Annotated in this window: 12 protein-coding genes; 9 read left to right on the top strand and 3 right to left on the bottom strand. The window is 63.9% G+C overall.

The annotated features are described in order from the left end of the window. Positions 1 to 111 precede the first annotated feature (111 nt). On the bottom strand, positions 112 to 3,912 hold the full coding sequence (locus ACSKT0_RS16795) for a multifunctional oxoglutarate decarboxylase/oxoglutarate dehydrogenase thiamine pyrophosphate-binding subunit/dihydrolipoyllysine-residue succinyltransferase subunit (protein ID WP_437770785.1): 3,801 nt from the start codon (positions 3,910 to 3,912) through the stop codon (positions 112 to 114). 541 nt (positions 3,913 to 4,453) lie between these two features. Here ACSKT0_RS16795 and ACSKT0_RS16790 point away from each other — a divergent pair. The 5 genes from ACSKT0_RS16790 to ACSKT0_RS16770 all read left to right on the top strand — a co-directional run bounded on the left by ACSKT0_RS16790 (position 4,454) and on the right by ACSKT0_RS16770 (position 9,941). After that, a complete protein-coding gene (locus ACSKT0_RS16790) occupies positions 4,454 to 5,920 on the top strand; it encodes a hemolysin family protein (protein WP_437770784.1) in 1,467 nt (488 codons plus the stop codon). Further along, the gene (locus ACSKT0_RS16785; RefSeq protein ID WP_345452788.1) at positions 5,917 to 6,987 is read left to right on the top strand and encodes a hemolysin family protein; all 1,071 of its coding nucleotides are present in this window, start codon (positions 5,917 to 5,919) and stop codon (positions 6,985 to 6,987) included. The genes ACSKT0_RS16790 and ACSKT0_RS16785 overlap by 4 nt, the downstream gene beginning before the upstream one ends. A gap of 125 nt (positions 6,988 to 7,112) precedes the next feature. Then, a complete protein-coding gene (locus ACSKT0_RS16780) occupies positions 7,113 to 8,069 on the top strand; it encodes a metal ABC transporter solute-binding protein, Zn/Mn family (protein ID WP_437770783.1) in 957 nt (318 codons plus the stop codon). Between the two features lie 120 nt (positions 8,070 to 8,189). Then, positions 8,190 to 9,023, top strand: a complete 834-nt coding sequence (locus tag ACSKT0_RS16775) for a metal ABC transporter ATP-binding protein (protein WP_437770782.1) — start codon at positions 8,190 to 8,192, stop codon at positions 9,021 to 9,023. Then, entirely contained in the window at positions 9,024 to 9,941 is a 918-nt protein-coding gene (locus ACSKT0_RS16770; protein WP_437770781.1) for a metal ABC transporter permease, read from the top strand. It begins immediately after the preceding gene. Here the strand turns inward: ACSKT0_RS16770 and ACSKT0_RS16765 are convergent. Continuing rightward, the gene (locus ACSKT0_RS16765; RefSeq protein WP_437770780.1) at positions 9,938 to 10,420 is read right to left on the bottom strand and encodes a Fur family transcriptional regulator; all 483 of its coding nucleotides are present in this window, start codon (positions 10,418 to 10,420) and stop codon (positions 9,938 to 9,940) included. The genes ACSKT0_RS16770 and ACSKT0_RS16765 overlap by 4 nt on opposite strands. 108 nt (positions 10,421 to 10,528) lie before the next feature. Between ACSKT0_RS16765 and ACSKT0_RS16760 the strand changes: the two genes are divergently transcribed. Further along, positions 10,529 to 11,185, top strand: a complete 657-nt coding sequence (locus tag ACSKT0_RS16760; protein WP_437770779.1) for an MBL fold metallo-hydrolase — start codon at positions 10,529 to 10,531, stop codon at positions 11,183 to 11,185. 19 nt (positions 11,186 to 11,204) lie between these two features. Here the strand turns inward: ACSKT0_RS16760 and ACSKT0_RS16755 are convergent, their stop codons facing one another. After that, positions 11,205 to 12,293 (bottom strand): PLP-dependent cysteine synthase family protein, encoded by a 1,089-nt coding sequence (locus ACSKT0_RS16755; protein WP_437770778.1) that lies wholly within the window; start codon positions 12,291 to 12,293, stop codon positions 11,205 to 11,207. Between the two features lie 115 nt (positions 12,294 to 12,408). On the opposite strand from ACSKT0_RS16755, the gene ACSKT0_RS16750 reads away from it, so the two are divergent. The 3 genes from ACSKT0_RS16750 to ACSKT0_RS16740 all read left to right on the top strand — a co-directional run bounded on the left by ACSKT0_RS16750 (position 12,409) and on the right by ACSKT0_RS16740 (position 14,962). Beyond that, positions 12,409 to 13,263 carry a sulfurtransferase gene (locus tag ACSKT0_RS16750; protein WP_437770777.1) on the top strand — a complete coding sequence of 285 codons (855 nt, stop codon included), beginning with the start codon at positions 12,409 to 12,411 and terminating at the stop codon, positions 13,261 to 13,263. A gap of 77 nt (positions 13,264 to 13,340) precedes the next feature. Next, complete coding sequence (locus tag ACSKT0_RS16745; RefSeq protein ID WP_437770776.1) at positions 13,341 to 14,537, top strand: NAD(P)-dependent alcohol dehydrogenase; 1,197 nt, start codon at positions 13,341 to 13,343, stop codon at positions 14,535 to 14,537. Beyond that, the gene (locus ACSKT0_RS16740) at positions 14,534 to 14,962 is read left to right on the top strand and encodes an HIT family protein (protein WP_437770775.1); all 429 of its coding nucleotides are present in this window, start codon (positions 14,534 to 14,536) and stop codon (positions 14,960 to 14,962) included. Before ACSKT0_RS16745 ends, ACSKT0_RS16740 begins: the two co-directional genes overlap by 4 nt. Positions 14,963 to 15,009 lie beyond the last annotated feature (47 nt).

Below are 15,009 nucleotides of genomic sequence, written 5' to 3'. Positions count from 1 at the left end.
GGTCCTTGCACTGTGCCCGGCCGGGCGGCTGTATCACCGGACACTTGTTCCATTAAACAGAACTGCCCGGCTGGAAGCGGGTATTGAACCTCCAGCCGGGCAGCTGCCGTCTTACTTGCGTTCGAATGCCTGCTTCAGCAACGTGGCCTGTTCGGCGCTGTGGCGCTTCATGGAACCGGCTGCCGTGGAGGCCGATGCCGGACGCGAAACGAGCCGGACCTTGCGGTCCAGTGCCTGCGGCAGGTTCAAGCCGATGAACGGCCATGGACCTTGGTTGGCGGGTTCGTCCTGCGCCCAGACGATGTCGGCGTTCGGGTACTTGGCCAGTTCCGCCTCGATCTGGGCCTGGGGCAGCGGGTACAGCTGCTCCAGGCGGATGATTGCCGTCGAGGTGTCGCCGGTCTTCTGGCGGTTCGACAGGAGATCGTAATAGAGACGGCCGGAAACCAGGATCACGCGGTCAACGTTCTGTGCCTGAAGGGGCTCATGTTCGCCGATAACCGGCTTGAAGCCGCCCGTGGTGAAGTCCTCCACCGCAGAAGCCGCACCCTTGAGGCGCAAAAGCTGCTTCGGGGTGAAGATGATGAGCGGCTTGCGCGGACGACTGTAGGCCTGCCGGCGCAACAAGTGGAAGTGCGAGGCGGCAGTGGTGGGGTTCGCCACGATCATGTTGTCCTCAGCACAAAGCTGCAGGAAGCGCTCGATGCGCGCGGACGAGTGGTCCGGCCCCTGGCCTTCGTAGCCGTGAGGCAGCATGAGCACGAGCGAGGAACGCTGGCCCCACTTCTGCTCGGCCGAGGAGATGAATTCGTCGATGATGGTCTGTGCACCGTTGACGAAGTCACCGAACTGGGCTTCCCACAACACCAATGCGTCTGGGCGTTCCACGGAGTAGCCGTATTCGAAGCCCATGGCTGCGTATTCGGACAACAAGGAGTCGTAGATCCACAGCTTGGCCTGCTCGTCGCTCAGGTTGCCCAGCGGCATCCATTCGCGCCCGTTGGCGCGGTCGTGGAAGACGGCGTGACGCTGCACGAACGTGCCACGGCGGGAGTCCTGGCCGGCAAGGCGGACGGGTACGCCTTCCATGACAAGCGAACCAAAAGCCGCGATCTCGCCGAAGCCCCAGTCGATGCCGCCTTCGCGGGACATCTGCTCGCGCTTCTCAAGCAGTTGCTTGAGCTTGGAGTGGACCGTGAAGCCGTCCGGAATGTCGAGGTGCGCCTGGCCGATCCTCTGCAGCATTTCGGCTGAAATGGCGGTGGTGGCCGGCGCGTTGGTGCCGAAGTCCGCCTGCTGGGCGATGGGACGCTCGATGTCCGAAACCGCTGCGGAATCCGCCGTGATGATCGGGATAGGCGAAGTCTGCGCCGCGTGGGTCTCCGCGAAGACGCGTTCGAGGCGTTCCTGGTAGTCGCGCAGCAACTGTTCGGCTTCGTCCTCGGTGATGTCGCCACGGCCGATGAGGGATTCCGTGTAGAGCTTGCGGACGGAGCGCTTGGCTTCGATGAGGTTGTACATGAGCGGCTGCGTCATCGAGGGGTCGTCGCCCTCGTTGTGTCCACGGCGGCGGTAGCACACCATGTCCACAATGACGTCCTTGTGGAAGCGCTGGCGGAACTCGTAGGCCAACTGCGCGATGCGCACGACGGCCTCGGGGTCGTCACCGTTCACATGGAAGACCGGAGCCTGGATCATCTTGGCCACGTCGGTGGAGTACGTCGAGGATCGCGACGACGACGGTGCGGTGGTGAAGCCCACCTGGTTATTCACGATGATGTGGATGGTTCCACCGGTACGGTAACCACGCAGTTGGGACAAGTTGAGGGTTTCCGCCACAACGCCCTGGCCGGCAAAGGCGGCATCGCCGTGGACCATGATCGGCAACACGGGGAACGCTTCGCCAAGGTCCAGCCGGTCTTGCTTGGCCCGGACAATGCCTTCAAGCACAGAGTCAACCGCTTCAAGGTGGGACGGGTTGGCGGCGAGGTAGACCTTGGTCTCATTGCCGTTGTCCGAAGTGAACGTTCCTTCCGTGCCCAGGTGGTACTTGACGTCGCCCGAGCCCTGCACGGAGCGGGGGTCCTGGGTGCCTTCGAACTCGCGGAACACCTGGGCGTACGTCTTGCCCGCGATGTTGGTGAGCACGTTGAGGCGGCCACGGTGGGCCATGCCGATCGCTACTTCGTCGAGTCCGTCGTCGGCGGCGTCGGAAATGATGGTGTCCAGCAGCGGAATCAGCGATTCGCCGCCTTCGAGGGAGAACCGCTTCTGGCCCACGAACTTGGTCTGCAGGAAGGTCTCGAAGGCCTCTGCTGCGTTGAGCTTGGAGACGATGCGAAGCTGCTCTTCGCGGCTCGGCTTGGAGTACGGGTGCTCCACCTGGTCCTGGAACCACTTGCGTTCTTCAGGCTCCTGGATGTGCATGTACTCAATGCCCGTAGTGCGGCAATAAGCGTCGCGGAGGACGCCGAGGATGTCGCGGAACTTGAGCATGGGCTTGCCGCCGAATCCGCCGGTAGGCCACTCGCGGTCCAGGTCCCACAGGGTGAGGCCATACGTCAGCACGTCGAGGTCCGGGTGCTTGCGCTGGACGTATTCGAGCGGGTTCGTGTCGGCCATGAGGTGGCCGCGGACCCGGTAGGAGTGGATCAACTGCTGGATGCGGGCAACCTTGTTGATCTCGTCGGCGGGGTCGACTTGGAGGTCGGGGCTCCAACGGACGGGCTCGTAGGGGATGCGGAGTGCTTCGAAGATCTCGTCGTAGAAGTTCTGGGCACCGAGGAGGAGCTGGTGGACGAGCTTGAGGAACTCGCCGCTTCCGGCGCCTTGGATGACGCGGTGGTCGTACGTGGACGTCAGCGTGAGGATCTTGCTGATGGCGTTCTGGGCGATGATCTTCTCGCTGGCGCCCTGCCACTCAGCCGGGTAGTCGAGGGCTCCGACGCCGATGATGGCCGACTGGCCCTTGGAGAGCCGGGGCACGGAGTGCACGGTACCGATGCCACCCGGGTTTGTCAGGGATACTGTGGTCCCCGCGTGGTCGTCCGCCGTGAGCTTGCCGTTGCGCGCACGCTTGATGAGGTCTTCGTAGGTGTGCCAGAACTCCGCGAAGTTCATGGTTTCGGCCTTCTTGATGTTGGGAACCATCAGGAGGCGCGTGCCATCGGGCTTGGGCATGTCGATGGCGATGCCGAAGTTGACGTGTGCGGGCTGCACGGCAACGGGCTTGCCATCTACTTCGTCGTAGTACACGTTCATCGACGGGAACTGGGACAGGGCGCGGACCACTGCGTAGCCGATGAGGTGGGTGAAGGAGACCTTGCCGCCACGGGCGCGGGCGAGGTTGGAATTGATGACGACGCGGTTGTCGATCAGGAGTTTGGCTGGAACGGCCCTGACGCTCGTGGCAGTAGGAACCTCAAGGCTCAAGACCATGTTGGACGCAATGGCCTTGGCCGGACCGCGGAGGACGGAGACGACGTCCTCTTCCGGGGGAGTGGGAGCCTTGGTGCTCTTGGGGAGCTGCGCCGGGATCGGCTGGGACTGGCTGCCGTCGGATGGCTTCTGCGCGCCGTCCTTGGCGACAGTGGCCGGAGCCTTCTTGGCCGGTGCTGCGGGAGCAACCGGAGCAGGTGCGGGGGCTGCCGGGGCAACCACAGGCGCGGCCGGCGTCATTGCCGTTGCGGCGGCCTGTGCCACGACAGGAATTTCACGAGTGGGAGGGTTTGCAGGGGCTGCGGAGGTTCCGTTGGAGGAAGTGCCGTCAGCGGTGTCGAAGGACTCGAAAAGCGGCCACCATTTGGCGTCGACCGAATTCTTGTCCTGCTGGTACCGCTCGTACAGTTCGTCAACGAGCCACTCGTTTCCGCCAAATTCCTCGGGTAGACGGTGGCTTGGCTGCTCTGGCACTTGAAATACGCCTCTTCCATGAGTGTTGATTTCCAGCTGGCCCGGGAACTGCAGGAGGTGCAAAGGCGAGCCAGGGTCTGGGTCCCGCGAACTCAGACCCTAGCCAGTCTAGTGACGAGCGACGGCTATCTGCCAATAGTGGTGATCTAAATCATGCCGATGGCGATATGCCCCGGCTTCCATGCCCCGAGGTGCATCTTCTTTCCCGGGTTTTTCCTGCCGTTTTAGCGCCGCAGATCTCGAACCCGGCCGGTGAAGTCGCGTGAAGCCGCGCCGCGGCCGGACTGTAGACTTGAATTCTTATGGACAGTAATTCTAGGTGCCGGCCTGGGAGCTGCAGGGGAAGCCGTTCGGCTATCTCCGAGCAACGCGCCCACAGAGCCGGCAATGCCCGTACACATGCCCATCGCACCCCGGAGCTCCAGGCCGGCAGGCCGGCGGATAGTTCTTCCGCAGCGTCCGACCAACCTCCGCCGGGTCAACCAGCCATTAGTCTTCCTGGCGCCCTGCTCCAGCCGCTTGCACCATCCGGCGGCCTCTGATGGAGTGGCTTTTCCTTCTGGCCGGCGTGCTCCTTATTCTGGGTACCGGCTTCTTTGTCGCGGTCGAATTTTCGCTCGTGGCGCTGGACCAGTCAACGGTCCAAAGAGCGGTCGACGGCGGCGACCATGCCGCCGCGGCGTTGCTCAAATGCCTGAAATCCCTCTCCACCCAGCTCTCTAGCTGCCAATTGGGGATCACCCTCACCACCTTGTTGACCGGCTTCGTCATGGAGCCATCCGTCGGCTCCCTCCTGCACGGACCGCTGCTTTGGGCCGGGCTGCCTGAGGCCGCTGCGCAGTCCTTGTCACTCATCCTGGCCATGACCTTCGCCACCGTTTTGTCGATGCTGATCGGCGAACTCGTCCCGAAGAACATGGCCCTGGCCTTGGCATTCCCGCTGGGCCGGGCGTTGGCCCGCCCGCAACTGATGTTCACAGCCGTGTTCAAGCCCGCAATCGTTGTGCTTAATGGTTTCTCGAACAAGGTGCTCAACCTCGTGGGACTCGAGGCCAAAGAAGAGATCTCGGGTGCCCGCTCGCCTTCTGAACTGGCCTCCCTCGTGCGCCGTTCAGCAGAGCTGGGAACCCTCGACGCCGGCACGGCCAACTTTGTTGCCCGGACCCTGAACTTCTCGGCACGTACGGCGGCGGACGTCATGACGCCCCGCATCCGCATGGAAACCATCGACGCCGACCAGCCGGTATCGGACATCATCGAAGCGGCGCGGCGGACCGGATATTCGCGCTTCCCGGTCATCGGCGAATCGGCCGATGACATCCGGGGCGTGGTGCACATCAAGAAAGCCGTGTCCGTCCCGTCGGAACGCAGGAGCCGGCTGGAAGCCGGAGCAATCATGTCCGAGGTCCTCAGCGTTCCCGAGACCATCCACCTTGACGCTCTGCTTTTGGAACTTCGCGAGGGCAACCTGCAACTCGCGGTCGTGCTTGACGAGTACGGCGGAACCGCGGGGATCGCGACCCTTGAGGACCTGGTGGAGGAAATCGTCGGCGAAGTTGCGGATGAGCACGACAAAGTCCGTCCTGGACTGCTGCAGAGCGCCTCGGGGGACTGGTATTTCCCTGGACTCTTGCGCCCGGACGAGGTCAGTGAGCAGATCCCGGGCCTCACGGTTCCCGACGACCCCGCCTACGAGACCGTGGGTGGTTACGTCATGAGCCAACTTGGACGGATCGCGTTGGTAGGCGACGTCGTGGAGGCCGGAGGCGGCACCTTGGCCGTCACCCGTATGGACGGTCGCCGGATCGACCGCATTTGCTTCCACCCCACGGCGCCCGACACCGACGATGACGGCGACGACGATAAAGGCGCTACCCAAAGCGATTCGAGCGGATGGCAAAGCAGGAAGCAGGCGGGCAAACGGTTGAGTAAGGGCTCCGGCGGTTCGGCAGGCGATACCGTTGGCAACCCCATGGCCAAAACCAGTCGCAAAGGACGTGCCGCATGAGCGACTGGGTAGGAATCCTGTGGCTCGTGGTGCTGTTGATCGGCAACGCCTTCTTTGTCGGCGCGGAGTTTGCCGTGATGTCCGCACGCCGCAGCCAGATTGAGCCTTTGGCCCAACGCGGTTCCAAACGCGCGCAGACGACTCTGTACGCGATGGAACACGTCTCGCTGATGTTGGCGTGTGCCCAGCTCGGCATCACCGTGTGTTCCTTGCTGATTCTCCTCGTGGCCGAGCCTGCCATCCACCATTTGCTGGGGGCGCCGCTGGAGTCCGTAGGTGTCCCTGTTGAGTTGGCAGACGTTATCGCTTTTGCGGTTGCCTTGCTTGCGGTCACCTTCCTGCATGTGACCTTTGGCGAGATGGTACCCAAGAACATCTCTGTTTCGGTCGCAGACAAGGCCGCGTTGCTGCTGGCGCCGCCATTGGTCCACGTGGCCCGTTTCGTGAAGCCCGTCATCTGGACTCTGAACTGGCTGGCAAACCGCATCCTTCGACTGATGAAAATCGAGCCCAAGGACGAGGTGACCTCCTCCTTCACGCTCGAAGAAGTGCAGTCGATCGTGCAGGAATCGACCCGCCACGGGCTCGTTGACGACGACGCCGGCTTGCTGAGCGGCGCTTTGGAATTTTCCGAGCACACCGCGGCGCACATCATGGTGCCGCTGGACAAACTGGTAACGCTCAAGCCCGGCTCTACGCCGCGGCAACTCGAGAAGGCGGTCAGCCGCACCGGTTTCTCCCGCTTCCCCGTGTTGGACGACGACGGCGAGTTGACCGGTTACCTGCACATCAAGGATGTGCTGTCCATCCCCGAGGAAGGACGCCGCTATCCGATCGCGGAAAGCCGGATCCGGTCCCTCGTGAACCTCGCACCCGAGGACGAAATTGAAGATGCCATGGCAGTGATGCAGCGGACCGGCTCGCACTTGGGCCGTGTCGTGGGGACCGGCGGCGCGACCCTGGGAGTGTTGTTCCTGGAGGACGTTATCGAGCAGCTTGTGGGCGAGATCCGTGACGCCACCCAGGCCAGGGGAATCCGGCGGCTGGGCGGACCCGAGTCAGCGTAGCCTCCTGCCGGCCCCAAGGGGCCGGCAGGACCCGGCTGGAATTCTAAATAGGAATCATTCCCATTTGTGGGTACACTCATTTGAGTCCCCCTGTTGTGCTTGATTCGGTAGATCCGAGGTTTCCCGTGCGCCGTACCGCCGCCCGTCTTTCCCTTGCCGCAGTGCCTGCTGCGTGCGCGGCCGTTGCCGTCCTGCTTGCCGCATGCTCGGCACCCGCCGCGACGGCGCCGTCGTCGTCCTCCGGAGTGATCGACGTCGTCGCCTCCACCAGCGTGTACGGCGACATCGCCAAGAGCGTCGGCGGTGACAAGGTGTCTGTCACGTCCATCATCAACAAGACCAGCCAGGATCCGCACTCCTACGAGGCAAGCACCCAGGACAAACTGGCCGTCTCCAAAGCCCAATTGGTGATCGACAACGGCGCGGGCTACGACGACTTCTTCAGCAAGCTGGCCGATGACAGCAAGGTGGCTGCGGACAAGACGATCACTGCGGTCAACGTTTCGGGGCTCCTTCCCGCGGCGACGAGCAGCACATCCGCCTCAGCGGTGCCGGAAGGGTTCAACGAGCACGTCTGGTATAATTTCGACGCCATGGCGAAAGTGGCCGACGCCGTCGCTGCGAAGCTTGGAAGCCTGAATGCGGCCGATGCCAGGACCTTTACTGCCAACGCCGACAAGTTCAAGTCCTCGCTGACCGGACTCAGCGCAAAAGTCGCTGAAATCAAGTCATCCAAGGGTTCCGCTCCGGTCGCCATCACGGAGCCTGTTCCCGGGTATTTGCTTGAAGCTGCAGGCTTGGAGAACAAGACGCCGGAGGAATTCAGCCACGCCATTGAGGTCGGCTCGGACGTTCCCCCGGCAGCAGTCAAAGAAACGAGCGATCTGATTTCGTCGAAGTCCGTTCGCTTCGTGGCGTACAACGAACAGACTGCAAGCGCCGAGACGGAAAAGCTGAAGGCCGCCGCAACCGCCGCCGGTGTTCCGGTGATCGGTTTCACCGAGACACTTCCCGAGGGCAAGGACTACATCGCCTGGATGACGGACAATGTGGGCAACGTTGCCGCTGCCCTGAACAAGTAAACGGCGCCGGAAAATAAGAACAGACCGGCCCCGCAATCGTCCTAAGATATACAGGGCGGCTGCGGGGCCCTCTCTATTCATCCAAGAGCAGGCCACCAGCACCATCGCTTCGCGAACCCCATGGATCGAGGAATCTTTTTGACACCGGTAGTGAGCCTTCGCGGCGCGGGCCTCCAGTTTGGCCAACGGGCCCTCTGGAAGGACCTCGACGTGGACATCCAGGCGGGTGAGTTCTTCGCTGTGCTCGGCCCCAACGGCAGCGGCAAGACCAGCTTCCTCAAAGTCCTCCTCGGTTTGCAGCAGCTTCACTCGGGGACGGTGACCGTGGCCGGACGTCCCGTGGAACGTGGCAGCCGGAAGATCGGCTACATTCCGCAGCAGAAGTCCTTTGCTCCGGATACGCCCTTGCGTGCCAGGGACCTGGTTGCCCTCGGCGTCGACGGCCACCGCTGGGGCCTGCGGATCAAGGCCAAAGCCGTCAATGAACGCGTCGACTCGCTCCTGGACTTGGTGGGGGCGAGCGACTACGCCCGCGTGCCGCTTGGCCAATTGTCCGGCGGCGAGCAACAGCGGCTCCGTGTTGCGCAAGCCCTTGCCGCGGCGCCTGAACTCCTGCTCTGTGACGAACCGCTGCTGTCCTTGGACCTGCACCACCAGCAGGCCGTGAGTGCCCTCATCAACCAGCAATGCCACGAGCGGAACAGCGCCGTCGTGTTCGTGACCCACGAGATCAACCCGGTCATCGACTACGTCGACCGGGTTCTCTACCTTGCAGGCGGCAGGTTCCGGGTCGGAACACCGGAGGAGGTCATGACCACCGAGGTCCTGTCCGAGCTGTACAACAGCCGCGTTGAGGTCATCCGCGCGAACGGCAGGATCGTCGTCGTCGGGCTTCCGGACGCGACGACCCACTACCACGATGACGCCCACGCGGGTGTGGAGGAAGGTCACTAAATGGATCTCGGAAGCATCCTGCACACCATCTTCAACTTTGAAAACTATGGCGAACTGCTGGCGCTCGTCCAGAATTCCATCTGGGCCGGTGCAGTCCTAGGCCTGCTCGGCGGGCTCATCGGCACTTTCGTCATGAAGCGGGACCTCGCCTTCGCGGTGCACGGCATTTCGGAGTTGTCCTTCGCCGGTGCCTCCTTCGCCCTGCTCATCGGGGCGGACATCATTTTAGGTTCGCTCGCGGGATCCGTCGCGGCTGCGCTGCTTCTGGGACTCATGGGCGTCCGGGCGCGGGACAAGAACTCGATCATTGGCGTCATCATGCCGTTCGGGCTGGGCCTTGGCATCTTGTTCCTGGCCCTCTACCAGGGCCGGGCTGCCAACAAGTTCGGGCTACTGACCGGCCAGATCGTTTCGGTGGATACTGTCCAGCTCCAGGTCCTGGCAGGCACGGCTGTGGTGGTCATGCTCGCACTGGCCGCAATTTGGCGCCCGCTCAGCTTCGCGAGCGTGGACCCCGAGATGGCGGAAGCCAGGGGAGTGCCTGTCCGTGGCTTGGCGATTGCCTTCATGGTGTTGCTCGGCGTCAGCGTTGCCCTGTCCATCCAGATAGTCGGCGCGCTTCTGGTCCTGGCATTGTTGATCACGCCCGCGGCTGCTGCCCTGCGGGTGACTACTTCGCCGCGGCTCGTGGTCTTGTTGAGCGTGGTTTTTGCGATTACCGCCACAGTGGGTGGAATTCTCCTGGCGCTCGGCAGCCGGATTCCGATCAGCCCGTATGTCACCACTTTGTCGTTCCTGATCTATGTGGTGTGCCGGATCATCGGCAACGTACGGGCCAAACGGGGAATCAACGGCAGGATCGTCCGTCCCCACGCCGCCGTGGGCCAGGCCGTCCAGGACCAGGCGGTAGCCGGCTAGAGCAGGCCCGCAGCCTTCTTAGCAGTGCACTCAGGGCAGAGACCGAAAATCTCCACCGTGTGCGCCACTTCGGTGTAGCCGTTCTCGGCAGCCACCCGGGCCGCCCACGTCTCGACGGCTGGAGCTTCCACTTCGACGGCCTTGCCGCAATTGCGGCACAGCAGGTGGTGGTGGTGGCCCGTGACGGCACAGCGGCGGTAGACGGCTTCGCCATCGGCATTTCTCAGCACATCGATAAGGCCGTCGTCGGCAAGCGACTGCAGAATGCGGTACGCCGTTGCCAGCGACACCGAAACGCCCTGGTTCTGGAGCAGCCGGTACAGTTCCTGCGTGCTCACGAAGTCGTCAAGTTCGTCCAGGGCGGCGCTGACCGCAAGGCGTTGCTTGGTGACGCGCTGCTCCTTGACGGCGGGATCCTTCGCATCCGGAAGCGACCGGGCTGCGGGCCCGGACGTGGCGGCATGGGCGCCCTGTGACATTCGTGGACTCATTTCGATGTGGATGTTCGCAAATACCAACGTTACCAGCAGGCCACGCTCCGACGTCGGTTCGTGGACACCATTGGAGGCCCGCCCTAGGCTGGCTGCATGAAGCTCACCAAGTTCACCCACGCTTGTGTCCGCCTGCAAAAGGACAGCCAGGTCCTCGTGATCGACCCCGGGACTTTTTCCGAGTCCGAGGAAGCCCTCGCCGGCGCCCACGCGGTGCTGATCACCCATGAGCACGCTGACCACGTTGACGCGGACGCCGTCGTCGGGGCCCTCAAGGGAAACCCCGGACTGCAGGTGCACGCACCCTCGGGAGTCGCTTCCCAGCTGGCCGTGAAGGCGGGCGACGGCGGCGATCGGGTACACGCCGTCGAACCCGGGACGTCCTTTGAAGCGGGGGGCTTCGCGATTCGTTCCTTCGGAGGCCAACATGCCCTCATCCACCCGCAGATTCCGGTCGTGGCCAACATCGGCTACCTCGTGGACGAAAACGTCTTCCACCCGGGGGACTCGTTCGTTGTCCCTGATGGCATCGCCGTACAAACCCTGCTGGTGCCAATCCATGCGCCGTGGTCAAAAGTGGGCGAGGTGGTTGACTTCGTGATCGCGGTCCGCGCGCCCAAGGCCTATCCGGTCCACGATGGCCTGCTCAACGAACTGGGACGCGGATTGGTGGAGGCCCATGTGACCAGGATCGGCGCGAAGTACGGTACCAGCTATGCCAGGTTGTCGCCGCGGGAATCGGTGGAGGTCTAGCTCAGTCCGCCGCGGGCGCCTACATCCTGGGCGGCCAGATGCCTGTCTCGAAGAAGTCAGCCAGCACGGCCTCGTACGGGGCCGGATCCAGTCCACGCTCGGCTAGCCAGTCCGGGTTGTAGTAGCTCCCCGCGTAGCGATCGCCGGCGTCGCACATGAGCGACACAATGCTGCCGCGCTTTCCCTGGGCCACCATCTCGGCAATCAGTTGGCAAACGCCCCACAGGTTGGTTCCCGTGGAAGGCCCGGCGTGCAGCCCGGCCAGCCTGCGGAGGTGCCGCATAGCGGCCACCGAGGCCGCATCGGGAACCTGGATCATGGTGTCGATGACGGCCGGGACGAAGCTGGGCTCCATGCGCGGCCGTCCGATGCCTTCGATCCTGGAGGGCATGCCCGTCGAGTAGTCCGGGACGCCGTCGCGCCATCCGGGATAGAACGCGGAATTTTCGGGATCGACCACTGCCAGCCGGGTCGAGTGGCAGTGGTACCGCAAGTACCGGCCGATGGTGGCGCTGGTTCCGCCGGTGCCGGCGCCCACCACGATCCACTCGGGCACCGGATGCTCTTCGAGGGCCAGCTGCTCGAAGATCGATTCCGCGATGTTGTTGTTGCCCCGCCAGTCGGTGGCGCGCTCAGCAAAAGTGAATTGGTCCATGTAGTAACCGCCGGAAGTCCGGGCAACCTCCTCGGCCATCGCATAGACCTCCGAGGCGTGGTCCACGAGGAGGCAGGCGCCACCGAACTCTTCGATGAGGGCGATCTTTTCGGGGCTGGTAGTGCGGGTCATCACGGCGATGAACGGAAGCCCGATCAGCCTGGCGAAGTACGCCTCGGACACAGCGGTACTCCCGCTGGAAGCCTCAACAATGGTGGTCCCTTCCGTGATCCAGCCGTTGACCAGGCCGTAGAGGAAGAGCGAGCGGGCCAAGCGATGCTTGAGGCTGCCCGAACGGTGCGTGGACTCGTCCTTGAGGTAGAGCTGGACACCCCAGTGTTCCGGGAGTGGCACCGCGTAGAGGTGCGTGTCCGCCGAGCGGTTATTCTCGGCTTCGATGCGTCGGATTGCCTCGCTGGCCCATGCCCGGTCCTGGTTGCGTAGAGTGCTCACCGATCCAGCCTACCGGCGGCGACGGCCGCCCAAGGATAGGCTGGTAGCCGGTTGGCAGCTGCACGGCGGCAGCTTCCACGTCGTTTGGTAGACACAGCGAAACGAAGGAGATTTGATGGCCACGATCATTGACGTAGCCTCGCTCAAGGACCGCATGGACGCGGGTAAGCGGACTGTTTTGCTCGACGTTCGGTGGGTGTTGGGCGATCCGCACGGCCATTCGCACTTCCGCCAGGCCCACATTCCCGGCGCGGTCTATGTGGACCTGCACAACGAACTCGCCGATCCATCGGCCGAGGGCCGGGGCAGGCACCCGTTGCCGCCCACCGCTGCGCTGCAGCGGAGCGCCCGGGCCTGGGGCATCAACGACGGCGATACCGTGGTTGCGTACGACGACAGCGGCAGCACCGCCGCGGCGCGGTTGTGGTGGCTGCTTCGGGACGCCGGTTTCCACTCCGTCTTCCTGCTCGACGGCGGATTGGGGGCCTGGCGCGCGGCCGGCCACCCGTTGGCGCAGGACGAGCAGCCGCCGGTTCCTGGCGATGTGGTGCTGGGACACGGCCACATGGATGCGATCACCATGGACGAGGCAGCGGAGTGGCACAACCACGGAATTCTTCTCGATGCCCGGGCCGGGGAGCGCTACCGCGGCGAAATCGAACCCATTGATCCCCGCGCGGGACACATTCCCGGCGCGCTGAGCGCCCCCACAGCCGGAAACCTCGGACCGGACGGCACGTTCCTCCGCGCAGCCCAGCTCCGCAATAGATTTGCGGCCCTGGGCATCGACGAGGGCAGCAAGGTAGCGGTTTACTGCGGCTCCGGCGTAACGGCAGCCCACGAGATCGCTGCCCTGGAAATCGCCGGATTCAGGGCGGCACTCTTCCCGGGCTCCTTTTCGCAGTGGTCCTCGCTCGACTCCAACCAGGTGCTCACTGGAGCAGCGCCGCTGGGATCTGCGGGTCAGTGAACCATGGCCGAAGCGAAGCCGGAGGGCGTGGCAGCGCAGAGTGGCAATAAATCAGCCCGCAGGGGTAGCGTCGAGGCATGACTCCCGGACGCCCCGTTCCTCCACCCCTTGGCAAGCCGCTCGTCGTGGCTGACGAGACAGCGGAGGCCGCCTCATCAACACCCGGCGCGCCATCAACACCCGGTGCGCACGGCACGCCGACACTGGCGGCCGCATACGGCGCCACTTCTGCGGACAGCGGTCTTGTCCCGCTGACCGTGGCCCGCCGCGTTCCCAAGGAAGACGACGTCGAGATCGAGATCGATTTCTGCGGCCTCTGCCACTCCGATGTCCACGCGACACGGGGCGAATGGGGGGCCCAGGACTATCCGCTGGTCCCCGGCCACGAAATCGTGGGCCGGGTCCGCAGCGTTGGCTCCGCCGTCGACGACTTCGCGCCGGGAGACCTGGTGGGCGTCGGCTGCATGGTGGACTCCTGCCGCGAGTGCGGCAGCTGCCTCGAAGGCCTGGAGCAGTATTGCGAACGCGGAAACGTCGGCACCTATGGGGTGAAGGACGCGCGGAACGGCAACTCCATCACCCAGGGCGGGTACTCCACCTCGGTGGTGGTTGACCGCCGCTTCGTGCTCCGGGTGCCAGAGGGCCTTGACCCTGCAGCGGCGGCGCCGTTGCTCTGCGCGGGTATCACGACCTACTCGCCGCTGCGCTACTTCGACGTCGAGGAGGGTGACGTCGTAGGCGTCGTCGGACTCGGCGGGCTGGGCCACATGGCGGTCAAGATTGCGAAGGCCATGGGGGCGCACGTAGTGGTCTTCACCACCTCGGAGGCCAAGTTCGAGGCGGCAATAGAACTTGGCGCCGACGACGTGATCCTCTCGAAGGATCCCGAGGCAATGGAAGGCGCCAACCGCACCATCGACGTCATTATCGACACTGTGGCGGCGCCCCATGACCTCAACCCGTACTTTCGCACCTTGCGGCTGAACGGGGCCCTCTTCCAATTGGGGCTCCCTCCCACGGACATGCCCCCCGTCAGCCCCGGCGCGCTGATCCGGCGCCGCCTCTCCTATGCAGGCTCGTTGATCGGCGGTATTGCCGAGACCCAGGAAATGCTGGACTTCTGTGCCGAGCACGGCGTAGTAAGCGACGTCGAAGTCGTTACTGCCCGGCAACTCAACGAAGCCTACGACCGCATGGTTGCCGGCGACGTCAAATACCGTTTCGTCCTCGATACCAAGACCCTTCAGCCCGCTTCGGAAAAGGCAGACGTATGAGCACCCTGTTTACCAAGATCATCAACGGCGAGATTCCCGGACGTTTTGTCTGGAAGGACGACGACGTCGTCGGCTTCCTGACCATCGCCCCGCTTACAGACGGCCACACGCTCGTGGTGCCGCGCCAAGAGGTGGACCGCTGGACCGACGTCCCCCCTGAGCTCCTCAACAAAGTCATGTCCGTCGCGCAGACAATCGGCAAGGCACAAGTGGAGGCGTTTGGCGCACCACGGGCAGGCCTCTCCGTAGTGGGATTCGAAGTGGAGCACTTCCACGTGCACGTCTTCCCGGCAACCTCCCTGGCCGATTTCGACTTCGGAACCGTAGAGCACAACCCGGACCCTGCGCGGCTCGACGCGAACGCGGCGAAACTCCGCGCCGGCCTCGTCGCCGCCGGGCACCGAGAGTTCGTTCCGGCGGATTGAGGCCCGGAGAAGCCGCCGAAGTGGCAGCACCCTTGCGGTCCGGCGAC

The sequence above is a fragment of the Arthrobacter sp. KNU40 genome, assembly GCF_051515115.1.
Classification (GTDB): Bacteria; Actinomycetota; Actinomycetes; order Actinomycetales; family Micrococcaceae; genus Arthrobacter.
The sequence above is the reverse complement of the archived record's forward strand: the minus strand, read 5'-3'. Positions and strand labels throughout refer to the sequence as shown.